The organism is Paenibacillus sp. JZ16, assembly GCF_015326965.1.
Taxonomy (GTDB): Bacteria; Bacillota; Bacilli; order Paenibacillales; family Paenibacillaceae; genus Paenibacillus_AQ.
The window spans coordinates 4,281,245-4,294,446 of sequence record NZ_CP017659.1; the positions used below are offsets into that span (position 1 = coordinate 4,281,245).

The following is a 13,202-nucleotide window of genomic DNA, read 5'->3' on the forward strand; positions in this document are numbered from 1 at the left end:
TGGAAACTAATACTCGTAGCCTTTGTTCGGCACAAATTTATCGATTAACAGCTTTGCCGTTACTAATATGACGAACAGGATCATACCGACTGCGGAAGCGTAGCCGTAATTCCGATACTCTACGCCAAAAGCCAAGTTAAACATGTAGAGGCCGATGACATCCGTCGACCCGAATGGGCCCCCATTTGTCATAATGAGGATGATTTCAAAGCCCTTCATCGTGCCAACGATCAGAAACAAAGCGCTGACCCGAATAATTGGCGTAACAAGCGGCATTGTAATTTTAAACAAGCGCGACATATGTCCGGCCCCTTCAAGAATCGCCGCCTCGTACAATGACTTTGGAATCGCCAGCATCGCATTGGCAAAGATAATGACGTACAAGCCGACGCCGCCCCATACCCATGCCGGGATAATCGCTGCAAGCGCCGTGTTTTCATTGCCCAGCCAATAGAAATTACCGGTATCAATGCCAATGAACTTTAGAAGCCCATTCAGCAAACCGTACGATCCGTCATAAATAAAAGCCCAGAGGAGCGCGACTACGACCGTAGATAACACATTCGGAAAGAAAAACAATATCTTCAAAAACTTATTTTCTTTATACGATTTATTTGTAATTAAATAGGCAAGTATCAAAGAGATGATAATAACAAAGAAGGGCACCGTTATCATTAAAATCAAGTTGTGGGTAAGCGCGCGCCACACGTATTTATCTTGAAATGCGGTGACGAAATTGGACAGCCCCACAAACGTTGCATCCGTAAACCCGTCCCAATTGAGCAGCGCATAATAAACGGATAAAATGTTCGGAAACAACGTAAAAAGCAAATATCCGCCAAAGGGAGGCACGATGGCTATGAACAGAAATATCCACTTCTGCGTATTCGCTTTATCTAGACCCATACGCTTGCGCATAGGGGCTTTTGGTGTCGTCACAACGGTTGAATCAGACACGAGAGGTCAACTCCTATCTTACTAGACGTTTATAAGAGGTTGTTCAAAAAATCGCCTTTTGATCACGAAGTGAGTCAAGAAGTAACTCGGCATCGAATCTTGAATTCAGCCGGGCCTTCCGGTGCTCACGTACCCAAAACGTACGCTCCGCTCCTCAGTCCCTAGCTTCATCCAACCTTCTCGGTGCTGAAAATCCGACTTTTTGAACTTACACTATTAGACATTTTCAGCGTGAAGCCCATGGGTCGCAGAAGTTAAAACGGAAGAGCGGAGATGAATCCTCCCCGCTCCATCACGTCTTATTTTTTCTTTTCAGCCTCTACTGCTTTCTTCAGCAGCTCTTCAGCTTGCTCCAGAATCGGTTTCGGATCCTGCATACCCATAGCAAATTTAACAATATTCTCATTTAATAATTTTTCCGCTTGAGCAAGATTCGGATCCGAAATACTGATAGACCGGCTTGCTTTATAAGTTTGAGCATTATTATCCGCAATGTATTTCAGAACAGATTGGGCGGAGCTGGAAAGATTAGCTGTTCTGGCAGGGTCTTCCGTCAAATCCTTGCGCATTGGCAAAGCGCCTGCTTTTTCAGCAGCGAATTGTTGATTTTCAAGCGTAACCATCCATGTGATCAATTCTTTGGCCCACTTTTTGTTAAGCTCCGGCTTTGCTGCCCAGATATAGTTGAAGTTTGAAGTTCCGCTTCGAATCCAAAGCGTTTGATTGGTGTCATCTCTGAAAGGAACAGCCATGAAGCCCCAATCGAAATCCTCAGGTGTTGCTTCCTTCATCTCATTCTCGACATGAGTCCCTGTCGATACCATCGCCGCTTGCCCCTGAATAACCTGCATTTGCGATTGCGTATGGTTCAATGCCGGAAGTCCTTCTGCAAAATATCCTTGTTGGCCAAGCTCGTAGATGCGCGTCCAAGTTTCAACCGTCTCCGGATTTGTGTATTGCGGCAGACCATAGGTTCTATAATTTTCGATAAATTCGTCGACATGGCCATTGATATCAGCCAGCTCAAAATTTTTGGCTGTTCCGAAAGCCCAGTTATGGTAGCTTGGATGAATACCCGGGAACGTTATGGGAGCAATGCCGTCCGCTTTAATATCTGCTAGAAGCGCTTTAAATTCATCCCATGTGTTCGGGTTTTGGTTCCAGCCATGCTCTTCGAATAGCTTTTTGTTAAAAAACAACCCGCCAAAGCTGCTCGCCGTCGTGAATTCATACCTTTTTCCATTGATCAGCTGCGTTGACTCGTACATACCCGGCATCATAAGATCCTTGACCTTTTTGTCCGGCACGTCTGGAAGAGGGTATTCCCAAATGTCATCCATTGGTTCAAGCTTGCCGGCTTCAGCAAGCCCCACGATACCTCCCGCTGGATCCGTATTAAATAGATCAAACATGTCATTATCATTGCCTGCAGAGATTTTTGTAGAAAGAATCGTCTTCATATCGGCTGAAGCCGTGATGTCTATTTTGACATTTGGATACTTGGCTGTGAACGATTCAACTGCATAATCGAACCACTCCCGGCCGTATCCTCCTACAAAGAAGCCTACCTTTAGCGTTACTTCCTCATTCTTCGGCAATCCATTCTCGTAAGTCTCTACCTCTGCAGATACACCTGGCTTATTCGACCCAGCAGGAGTTGTACTTGGGCTAGCCTCGTTCTTCCCGCTGTTTCCACCGCAACCAGCCAGCATAGCTAAGGATAATGCCGCTGCAACACCCGTGCTCATGAATCGTTTCATTTTTCCATTAAACATTATTTCGCCCCCGTTAATTAATAAATAAATTGGATTAACTATTTAAGCATAACTATGATTTGTTAATTACCAATCAAATCCGGGTAAATAATTTGTAAACAACTTTTGGCTTATAGCCACTTAATCCTCACCTCCCATATATTCTGTAAACGCTCTAATCACTTGTCGGCCAGTTGTCAACCATTTTGTCAATTGTTTTGATCATTGATTTCCCGCCTGATAATGGGGAGCGTTAATCGAAACGCCCGAATTTCCAAAAATGTTAATTTGAGCTGGAATCCCACAATGCTTCTAAGGCTTCGATTAGCGCTGAAACCGCCATTCATGCCAAGACGATGCATAATATACTTCGTGCGGCGGACATGAAATAAATTGGTTATGATCATAAAAGATTTTAGCTGGTACTGCTCCATCAATTGCTTGCTAAAGATTAAATTCTGAACGGTGTTGTGTGACTTGTCTTCTTTTAATACTCTTTTCGCCGGAACGCCTTTCTCAACCAGATACTTCTTCATTAGCTCTGCCTCCGAGCGACGTGAACCAACGGCTCCCCCCGATACAATGATGTATTTGTGCCCATACTGCTGAAATCGTTTGTAAGCCTCATCCAGTCTTTCCTTAAGCAAAGGGTGTATTCGGCCGTCTTTAGATACATAGCCAAGTACAATAATCGCATCTGCTTTACCAGGTTGTAATATAACTGCATGCAGCCAGCATATGTAAGCCAACACCGTCATCGCTGCGATTGCAATTATCCATCCGATCCATACCATTACTTACTCCTCTAGGCGTCATTTTCTGTATTTAATCAAATCAGTTTACAAATATAATATCTTTTTTTATAACAATGTCAATACAATCTGTTTCGTTTTTTAAGTATTTTTGGAATATAATTTCTCGCATTGATTGTGTTCTGCTGCATAATACCGCCATCTATCGTCGTTTTTATGAAAATTTAAATGATATGCTCGTTGAATTAAACGAACTTGCAACTTTTATTCGCCTCGTATTAATGCTACACTTGAAGCAAAGTATGTTCCTAATTTGTCAAATGTTTTGAATCTATATTATATAAAACGTTGTTGGAAAGAGGATGCATATTGTGAGTGATTCGGTTAAACAAACTAGCCATATGTTATTAAAATCAATTAATCAGCAGAAGGTTCTTTTTCTCATTTATTCAGAGGGGCCGATCTCTCGCGTAGAGCTTGCGGAAAAGACTGGACTAAGCAGACAAACGGTAACCAATATCGTGAATCGCCTGTTGAAGGAAAAAATAATCGTGACAGGGGAGCTTATCGACTTGGAGGCAGGCAGCGGAAGGAAAAGAGTCGGCCTTCATATCAACAGCGGCCATTTTTATGCCATCGGGCTTGAGCTCGCCGGCAAATACATTCGCGGAAAAGTGTTCAACCTGCGTCAAGAAGCTGTCGCATCCGCAGAACGCACGAGCAACAAATATGGTTCTATCGATGTGCTGATGCAGCTGTTGCATGAAGTTATCGACGAGCTGCTCACCCAGGTACCCAACTCCTCCAAAGTAAAAGGGATCGGAATCAGTATGCAGGGCCTGGTAGATTCTCAGCATGGCATCGTTCTGCGAACACCCGGCATAGGCGTTCATCGCCTGCCGCTCAAGCAGCTGCTTGAAGACCAATATAACATCCCCGTGTATATTGAGAACGATGTCAATCTTCTCTCTGTCAACGAGAATATGAACGGCTGCTTGAAGGATTCTAATAACAATATCACCATCAAGTTTGATTACGGTACAGGCGGCGCGATCGTCCATGATAAACAAATTATAGCGGGATCAAGCTTTGTTGCAGGTGAATTCGGGCATTATAAAGGCTTCTATGGAGAAGATGCCTATCCATGCCATTGCGGCAGATCCGGATGCTTAACAACGCTGGCTTCCAGCAGCGGACTTAGTGTTTCCATCAAATGCACACTAGAGGAGTTCGCAGAAGGCATAAGAACAGGAGATCCTAAGTTCCTTAGCTTATACGAAAAAATTGTCGATGGCATCGCGATCGCCGTTACCAATATCATTACATTTATAAATCCAGACAGTCTGCTTATAACGGGCCGAGTCATTCATACCATCAGCCCCGAAATGTTCAACGAGATTAGAGCCAGGGTGATGCACCAGTTGCCTGTGACAGTTAATAACGTACAATTGATCTACCTTCATAACAAACCGGATGAAACCAAGCTTGCTGCCGGGTTAGTTATTAAACGCGCATTTGAAATACCGCTGGATACTTTATCTCTTTAATTGACCCCGTTTTTGGATGTCATTCCCAAAATGGATAAATCGATGTACGCAATAAACAGAACTCTCCATACTCGGAGAGTTCTTTCTTTGTAATCCATATCCTTCGCCCATATCGTCAGTACGCTGGTATACCCCTAGTAGACGCTATTGTGCGCTAGTGCGTCGATTCCGTTTGCGTATCAACTCGGCAAGTTAGATTAGCCAGTCGCCGTATCTCATCGCTTAACCTTCGATTGACCGGATACACTTCTTCTATGAAATTTAAAATGCGAAGTGCCGATTCGGGAACATGATCGTAACCCTGTATCATCTCTCCTATGATTTCCGCAAAACGGGGGTATCTCCGCTCTAAACGCCTCTCATTGCCGAATGGGTCGGGATAGTAGTCCACCTCTTGCTCCAGCAGATGGAGCACGGATAGAATCCTGTCTACTGCGTATCCTTGAACAAACCTCGTCGCGGATAGACGCTCTCCCCTAGCATAGCGACCAAGCCCCACGTACAGATTGGTTAAGGCTTCATTCAAAGGAAAGTCCAAGGAATCCACTTTTAGGCTGGGGATCGGGTTGGAAGGTTTGGCGATTGCCGTATTGGCATACATAGGGTCCTTCCAAATGACCCGACCTTCCGTATAGGTGGCGTTCGCCAGCTCCCATTCCTCGAATACAGCATATTCCCCGAAAATACCGTCCTCGAACAGGACTTTGTAACCAACACCCGAATTCTTAAATGAATAGGCAAGAGGGTGTACGTCCTCGAGCCAATCCAACCGGTCTATATATCTGTTTTTCTCCCCGGGATTTACAATGACAAAGAAATCTAAATCCGAATATTCATCCAACCGGTCTGTCTCGACCCCAACGGAACCAACTCCCAATAATAAAAGAGCTCCCCCCTTGCGTTCGAGCGACTTGCCGATCTCGCCCAGCCGCTGTAACAGCGATTCTGTTCTCAACATTACGAATCCTCCCTTGTTTTGGAATGCAAAAAGGGTCCAACCCACTTCTCAGCGAGGTTGAACCCGAAGGTTACATTGCCTTTATTATCCTACCGTGAAATTATCACGTATACTTGTTGCTGTCAATCGAAAGACTTGACGTCACTTATGATAAGATTCAGCTTAACGGGTCTATCGACGGAATATAAGAAGGAGCTTGTTGCGGCGCATACGATTACGCTGAAGTAGTACGATCCCTAATTCTGTGATCCTGCCAAAAAACTATCTCTGCAGCAACTCGTCCCGCGCTTCGGTCAGCACGAACCCCAGCAGGTTTCGGCCCCGCCATTTCACGGGATTCTCCGCATCCGGATTGGACTGGCCCATGCCGATCCCCCATATGCGGTCCCGCGGGCTGGCCTCGACGAGGATGCGGTTCTTCGTCGACTTGAGATATTCGCCAAGCTCCGGATTCTGCGAAAACTTGGCCAAGCTGGCTCTTTTAACGATGTCGTAACATTCCTTGTCCCAAGTATCCTTGTCAAAATTTCGGACCGCGCGCCCATAAGCCTTCATCTCCTTAGGATGCTTAGCTGTAAGGATCGACTCCAGCATTTCATGGTCGCCGAACAGTCTTGCCTTCTCGGCCATCATAAACTGCTCGGCACAGGAATACTCCGTCCCTTCTACCGTGAACGGGCACATCCACCACTGGCTGAAGCAGCTTTTGTCGACGCTCCCGTCCTTAGGCGGCGTATGGCCCCAAAAGAATACAAACTTGAACGTTCTCCCTTCGTTATATGCTTTTCTTAGCTCATCGAGATTGTAAATCATCGTTAGTCCTCCAGTTTTCTCCGATACAAGCGGGATGGCCTGTGTCCCGCATTTTCGGTGTAATGATCAGTCTCCGCCACGAGATCGGCCACCTTCCGCCGGAAGGCCGCCTTCAATAGCTCTTTATCCATAATGACCTCATAAACCTGCTGCAGCTCCGTCAATGTAAAAAGCTCTGGCATTAAGTGCAGCGCAATATCGGTATAGTTCACTTTTCCCCGCAGCCGCTCGATCGCGCACGCTATAATCTTCGCGTGGTCGAAGGCCAAACCGTTATTCGATACGATCTTATATTCCGTGCTGGTGGATGTCGTCTTCACGGTCAACGTCCTGGCCACGATCGCCGAAAGCTCCTCTTCACCACTTAGCTTGAGTTCATACTCCAGCGTCTTGACGTATCCGTCCTCCATCAGCTCTTTCTGCTCCCGCAGCAGCCGATAGGAGACCTTGAACCAAGCGGCGTCGGCCGCATCGTCTCCCGCCTGAAGCTCCAATTTATCGCTGTTGATCAGAGCCATGTAGCTGCAGCTCATCACCCAGGTTCGGGGATCTCGCCCGATATCACTGAACGTATACAACTGCTCCAAATAAACGTCGTCCACGCCGGTTTCCTCGCGCAGTTCCCTTGCCGCAGCCTGCTCAGTCGTCTCGCTCGGCTGGACAAAGCCGCCAGGCAGCGCCCATTTACCCAGGAAGGGGTGACCTCCCCGGCGAATAAGCAGGATGCGGAGCTCTTTTTCGGGTAACTTCCGATAGCTGTCAGCCGCCTCGTCCGTAACCGTGAAGATCACCATATCGGCTGCCACCGAAGGCCGCTCATAATCTCCTGCCCGGTACTTCTCCAAAAATTCGCGTTCCGTAAGTCCGTCCCGATCCAACAAGTCCAATGGGGGCGCCTCCTTGTTTTTTGATTCTAAATGGGTTGTGGTTATGGGTTCATTTTACTCCCTGTCTGCATCTAATTCTAACCGTTTTAGCTCCCCGAAATAGTTTCGATAGGGCTCGAACTTCGCCAGCACCTCGTCTACCTTGCGCATGCGCTCTTCCAAGCTTCCCCGAAGCATAATGTAGGGAATGCGCCGCTCCTTCAAATCCGCGATGATCTGTTTATGAAAAACATGCCGCTTCTGATCCCCGCTTCGATCCCACGTATCATCGTAAGGAATATCGTCGTCGCACAAGAAGAACAGATCGTAGCGCTGCGCATTCTCCAGGGCAATCCGTGTTAATCGCTCTGGCGCCCGGCCGTGGTAATCCATGGCGAACATATACGTCGTAATCGCATTGGTATCGACGAAGAGAAATCGGTTCGCCGCGAGCAAAGCCTGCTCTTCGCGCTCGATATGACCCACAGCGATTTCATCAAACGCCTCCAGGCCGATTCTGCGGTCCACCTGATGCTCGGTCCAATAATCGCGTCCGTATTCGCTCGCGTAGGTCGTGTTATACCGCCGTGCCAGCGCTTCAGTGATGGTCGACTTGCCCGTCGACATCGCCCCAACAAATACCACCTTCGTGATTAAGTCCCGGTACACGATATCACTTATGAACTCCCTGTACTTATATGGGTCGGAACGGATCATCGTTGCAGAGATCGGAACCCGCTCGCGGGCTTCATCGACCCGCCGGTCGACCGAGCCCAAAGCAAGACTCATATGCCTGCCGTAAAACTCACTCGAGTAAAAATGCGTTACTTGCTCGCCGTTCAGTAAACGGAGGATATACTGTTCTTCCCGAATCTCGTGCTCTCTGTCATCCGAATACCCGTCAGGACCGTCCCAAGCTTCGATGACCCGGACTGCCGGGTACAGCCGTCGAATCCAATTCGCCCGGATATGAAGCGGGATCGGCGTGACCGTCGTCTCGTAAATGACCACGATTAACTCATCGACCTCCTGCAGCGCCGTTTCGATCATGAACTGATGCCCTTTATGCAGCGGGGCAAACTTCCCCAGCGTTAATCCGAGCGTTTTCATGCCGCCACCTCCTTGGCCCCTTTATTCCAATTGTAATAGCCGTATACCGCATTAACCAAATACGCGCTCCACATGACGATCATCAGCATGCCTTCGCTGCTGCCCTCCAGCAATCGAATCGCCCACAGCAGCACCGTAAACAAATTCAACACAATATAGACCAGCCATTGTTCCTTGAATCTGCGGACCATTAAAAAGGTGGCCACAACGGACAGCACCGTCGTAGTAGCGTCGATGTAAGGCGAGTTCTGTCCCGGGATGAACGAAAGCCCAAATCCCAGCAGCAAACAGCCTAGAAAGCAGACTGTCCCAATGAGAAGCAGACCTTTAAGTTCCATTTGGCGCATGATCAGCTTGCCGTCTTGGCGGTGATTTTTCCACATGTAGAAGCCAATGACGTTCATCGGAACGAAGAATAACAGATTCAGCATGACCTCTCCAAACAACCCGTTAATATAGGCCAGATAAGCGTAACCGACGGTATTGTACATGCCGAAAACATAGCTCATCAGATTGCCCTTCGCCGCAAGCACCACGCATAGCACCCCAGTAATAAAAACGGTAAAACCGAATAAAGAGTCCTTAGAAATCACCGTAAACCCCACAGCAATCGAGGTGAACAGCACCAACCATGCTATTTCGAACAGGTTCCAGCCACTCGCAACCTTTTTCACAATTCATCCCCTCAGCTTTCTCCACTGATTTATAGAAGGAAAACACCCAACACACTTAGTATCGTTTTGTTAATAACAATTTATTACTATCAAAAATAACAGAAAATCCTGCGTAGGGCAAGTGAAATCTCCCCATTTGTCGCAGGCTTGATCTTTTACCTTCTGTAGTCCCTTCAACAATTAGCGAAAATCATAGGAGAGGACGAACACCACTTGTTACAACGCGGAATATACAAATGAATAGGCACTTATCCCAATCATGCTTATTCTGTAAACTTTGCGAATCGGAATAGGCACAAAGGAGGGTTTAGGTTGGTACTAACATCATCTCACTATTTTGCCCACGGCAACACTGCGCGCGGGGCTCATTTCTTGTATAAATCCGCATTTGATGGGTTGAACAAGATATTTGTCCTTACGGGGCCCCAAGGCACGGGGAAATCGACGGCCATGCAAAGCTTGGTGGATAGCCTGCTGGATAAAGGCTTCCATGTGCAATGTTTCCACTCCCCTCTCCGTCCCGACGAACTGGATGGCATTATTTTTACGGAATTGAAGGTTGGTATTGTCGACGGGCGAGTCTGTAAGGGGATTTCGGATAGCGGGGCCGGTGACATCGTCTTTATCGATTTTGGGGAAGCGTTCGATAACAGCCTTATTTCACCGGGAGACTTCATCACGATAGAAGATCTTAGCGGCAAGCTTGAGAACGCCTATTCAAATGTGTATGAAACATTCGCAACGGCCCTACGGATTCATGACGAGTGGGAAAAATTTTATATCGATAACATGGATTTTGCGAAGGCCGACCAGATTGCGCTGGAATTGGTTCAAGAATTATACGCCGGTCATGAAAGCGATACGCCAACTGCTTCGCGTCACTTATTTTTCGGGGCTGCGACTCCAAGGGGAGCATTCGATTTTATTCAAAGCTTGACCGCTCAGCTGGAAAGACGGATTTTCATCAAAGGAAGGGCGGGATCCGGCAAATCGACGCTGCTGAAAAAGCTTGCCTCCGCTGCCGAACAGAAAGGAATCGACGTTCAAGTGTTTCATTGCGGCTTTGACCCGAACAGTCTGGATATGCTGATATTCCCGGAGCTTCAAACAGCGATCTTCGACAGTACCGCTCCGCATGAATACTTCCCCGATCGGGACGGGGATGAGATCCTAGATATGTACACACGGACGATAGCCCCTGGTACCGATGAAGCCTATGCTGACGAAATAGCCGGTATCAAGGCGCGCTATTCGGCAAAAATGAAAGAGGCTACCTCCCATCTGGCGGAAGCCGAAGCCATCGATTCTCAGATTAAGGCCTACTATGTTGCGGCCACCGATTTTTCGATCGTAGAGAAACTCCATTTGCAATTACAGTCCGAATTGAATGCACTGATGAGCTCCATTCAGCCTTCAAAATAAGATAACACCCAAAGGCGTTATATTTCAGGCGGGGCCCAGCAGTCTAATGCAAGCTGAGCTCCGTTTGAGATTGAATCTGCTTCCGCAAGTTATATAGGAGATTTCCACATTTAGAATCAGTTGATTAATATTTTTGGCTCCTCATTTGCAGGCCCTACGATTGTGTTTCCGCCGAAACTGAGATGCTGACCATACTTCTCTACGATAAAGCTGTTAAACGATCCATCTGCATCCACTGTAGCAGTGACTGTAGGAGCCCCTTTTTTGGTGAACGTCATTTGATCCTTATCCCATGCATTTGTTCCTCTTGCTCCCTTATATCCTTTCAAATCAAAATTTATCATCGCTTTCGCATCTTTCACTGCGTTCTTCGTTAATGCATCCAACGTCAGCTTCTTGAGCTTTGCATCTTTTACTTTTTCTTTCTTCTGGAATTCTTTGTAATTGTCTACACCTTTACCATTGCTTTGGACACTTGCTTGGAGCAGTTCCAGCGTTTGATCCTCAATTGCAAAGCTCACATCGATCGTTTTTGATTTATACTTATATTGGTACACATTCGGTTTGCCATCAAGGACAAACACACGATCCAACTTTTCTCCTTTCTTGACCTTACCATTGGTAAGCTTGGATAATACCTGAGCAGCCTGCTTCTGCACGCTTGCCGGGGCATCGTCAGGTGCATAATTTACGCCATGTATACTTCCGTTATCCTCCGTATAAACTTGTTTATTTTGTTTGGCATTCGATGAGATTGTACCCACACGGTAGATAGACTCGGAGATACTCACGTATTTTGGTTCTTCCCCTGGGAATAACGTTTCCCATGTTTCCTTCAGTTTGCTTTGATATTTCCCACCGTTTAAATCTTCATAATTGATGTTGATACCGATATCATTTAGCTTTCCATTCTTTTTATAAGAAATAGTATCATATTTGAAGTTCTCTCTTTTAAAATTCACAAAGTCTTTCATGGCAGTTCCCTGAATTAACTTATACGTATTTCCTGTTAGCTCTTTCAGTTTATCCTGAGCCTGCTGCATAAGCTTCTGATCCGCTTTAACATTCTGTGAAGCATTGATATTTACTTTGTTGGGCGAATCTGCCCGAACAGGAGTTTGGCATCCCAGCAAACTTCCTGATAATAAAGCTACCCCGAGTATAGGGAAAATTTTCTTTTTGTTCATGTCAATGAATTCCTTTCTTTTGCTACCTCATGGTTATATTGAAATATAAGTGCATCTCCAAGCTGCTTTTCAATACATATCAGTCAATTAACAATTTGAGTTCTTCATTTGGGGGACCTGCGATGGTCATTCCGGAAAAATCGATTGTCTGATTATACTTATCAATGGTAAAGCTGCTAAACGATCCGTCTTTATTAAATCTGGCAGTAACTGAAGGCGCCCCTTCTTTGGTGAACGTCATATGATCCTCATCCCATGCATTTGTACCTCTTGCTCCCTTATATCCTTTCAAATCCAGATCCAGCATATTTTTTGCGTCTTTCATTGCGTTCTTCATTAAAGTGTCTAACGTCAACTTCTTCATCTTTGCACTTATTTCTTTTTCTCGTTTCTGGAATTCTTCATAATTATCTACACCTTTACCATCCTTATGATATACATCAGCTTGGAGCAGCTCCAGCGTCTGTTCTTCAATGGAAAAGATTACATCCATCGTTATTGATTTATACTTATATTGATACACATTCGGTTTACCATCGCGGACATACATCCGATCCAACTCAGCACCTTGCTTGACTTTTCCATCAGTAAGCTTGGAGAATACCTGAGCAGCCTTCTTCTGTACGCTTGCCGGGGCTTCGTCAGGAGCATAATTCACGCCATAAATACTTCCATTCTCCTGCATATACATTTGTTTATTTTGCATAGCATTCGATGAGATTGTACCCTCATAGTAGATTGACTCTGAGATATTCACATATTTCGGTTCTTCCCCCGGGAATAAAGCTTCCCACGTTTCTTTCAGTTTGGTTTGATATTTGCCACCATTTAGATCTTCATAATTGATTTTAATACTGATCGTTTCGAGCTTTCCATTCGCGTTATAAGCAATAATATCGTCCTTGATTTTCTCTCTTTTAAAATGGATAGTATCTTTCGTAGTGGTTCCTTGAATTAACGTATACGTATTTCCTGTCAATTCTTTAAGCTTATCCTGAGCCTTTTGCATAGGGGTTTGCTCTGATTTAGCACCTTGTTCAATGTTTGAATTTACGTTGTTATACGCATTGAATTGATTCGGTGTATCAAATCCAAGCAAACTCCCTGATAATAAGGCTGCTCCGACGATAGGAAAAATTATTTTTTTGTTCATACGAATAAA

12 protein-coding genes are annotated in these 13,202 nt (G+C 45.8%); 2 read left to right on the forward strand and 10 right to left on the reverse strand.

Annotation, left to right across the window (positions count from 1 at the left end):
• Window positions 1-6: 6 nt before the first annotated feature.
• From BJP58_RS19425 to BJP58_RS19435, 3 genes are all read right to left on the reverse strand, one after another.
• Window positions 7-957: a carbohydrate ABC transporter permease gene (locus BJP58_RS19425; protein ID WP_071219380.1), complete on the reverse strand. Its 951-nt coding sequence runs from the start codon at window positions 955-957 to the stop codon at window positions 7-9.
• A gap of 299 nt (window positions 958-1,256) precedes the next feature.
• On the reverse strand, window positions 1,257-2,732 hold the full coding sequence (locus BJP58_RS19430; protein WP_194540230.1) for an ABC transporter substrate-binding protein: 1,476 nt from the start codon (window positions 2,730-2,732) through the stop codon (window positions 1,257-1,259).
• Between the two features lie 188 nt (window positions 2,733-2,920).
• Complete coding sequence (locus tag BJP58_RS19435) at window positions 2,921-3,505, reverse strand: YdcF family protein (RefSeq protein WP_194540231.1); 585 nt, start codon at window positions 3,503-3,505, stop codon at window positions 2,921-2,923.
• Between the two features lie 359 nt (window positions 3,506-3,864).
• On the opposite strand from BJP58_RS19435, the gene BJP58_RS19440 reads away from it, so the two are divergent.
• The gene (locus BJP58_RS19440) at window positions 3,865-5,010 is read left to right on the forward strand and encodes an ROK family transcriptional regulator (RefSeq protein WP_233354698.1); all 1,146 of its coding nucleotides are present in this window, start codon (window positions 3,865-3,867) and stop codon (window positions 5,008-5,010) included.
• A 154-nt stretch (window positions 5,011-5,164) separates the two neighbouring features.
• Here the strand turns inward: BJP58_RS19440 and BJP58_RS19445 are convergent, their stop codons facing one another.
• From BJP58_RS19445 to pnuC, 5 genes are all read right to left on the reverse strand, one after another.
• Entirely contained in the window at window positions 5,165-5,968 is an 804-nt protein-coding gene (locus BJP58_RS19445; RefSeq protein ID WP_194540233.1) for a hypothetical protein, read from the reverse strand.
• Between the two features lie 261 nt (window positions 5,969-6,229).
• Window positions 6,230-6,781, reverse strand: a complete 552-nt coding sequence (locus BJP58_RS19450) for a riboflavin biosynthesis intermediates N-glycosidase (protein ID WP_194540234.1) — start codon at window positions 6,779-6,781, stop codon at window positions 6,230-6,232.
• A 2-nt stretch (window positions 6,782-6,783) separates the two neighbouring features.
• Window positions 6,784-7,668 (reverse strand): NUDIX hydrolase, encoded by an 885-nt coding sequence (locus BJP58_RS19455; RefSeq protein ID WP_194540235.1) that lies wholly within the window; start codon window positions 7,666-7,668, stop codon window positions 6,784-6,786.
• Between the two features lie 54 nt (window positions 7,669-7,722).
• Window positions 7,723-8,757, reverse strand: coding sequence for an AAA family ATPase (locus tag BJP58_RS19460; RefSeq protein WP_194540236.1), 1,035 nt, complete (start codon window positions 8,755-8,757; stop codon window positions 7,723-7,725).
• Window positions 8,754-9,431: a nicotinamide riboside transporter PnuC gene (gene pnuC / locus BJP58_RS19465; RefSeq protein ID WP_194540237.1), complete on the reverse strand. Its 678-nt coding sequence runs from the start codon at window positions 9,429-9,431 to the stop codon at window positions 8,754-8,756. Before pnuC ends, BJP58_RS19460 begins: the two co-directional genes overlap by 4 nt.
• A 312-nt stretch (window positions 9,432-9,743) precedes the next feature.
• Between pnuC and BJP58_RS19470 the strand changes: the two genes are divergently transcribed.
• Window positions 9,744-10,853, forward strand: a complete 1,110-nt coding sequence (locus BJP58_RS19470; RefSeq protein WP_194540238.1) for a PRK06851 family protein — start codon at window positions 9,744-9,746, stop codon at window positions 10,851-10,853.
• Window positions 10,854-10,969: 116 nt separating this feature from the next.
• Here BJP58_RS19470 and BJP58_RS19475 read toward each other — a convergent pair whose 3' ends face one another.
• Complete coding sequence (locus BJP58_RS19475; RefSeq protein ID WP_194540240.1) at window positions 10,970-12,040, reverse strand: hypothetical protein; 1,071 nt, start codon at window positions 12,038-12,040, stop codon at window positions 10,970-10,972.
• Window positions 12,041-12,119: 79 nt separating this feature from the next.
• Window positions 12,120-13,193 carry a hypothetical protein gene (locus BJP58_RS19480; RefSeq protein ID WP_194540241.1) on the reverse strand — a complete coding sequence of 358 codons (1,074 nt, stop codon included), beginning with the start codon at window positions 13,191-13,193 and terminating at the stop codon, window positions 12,120-12,122.
• Window positions 13,194-13,202: the final 9 nt, after the last annotated feature.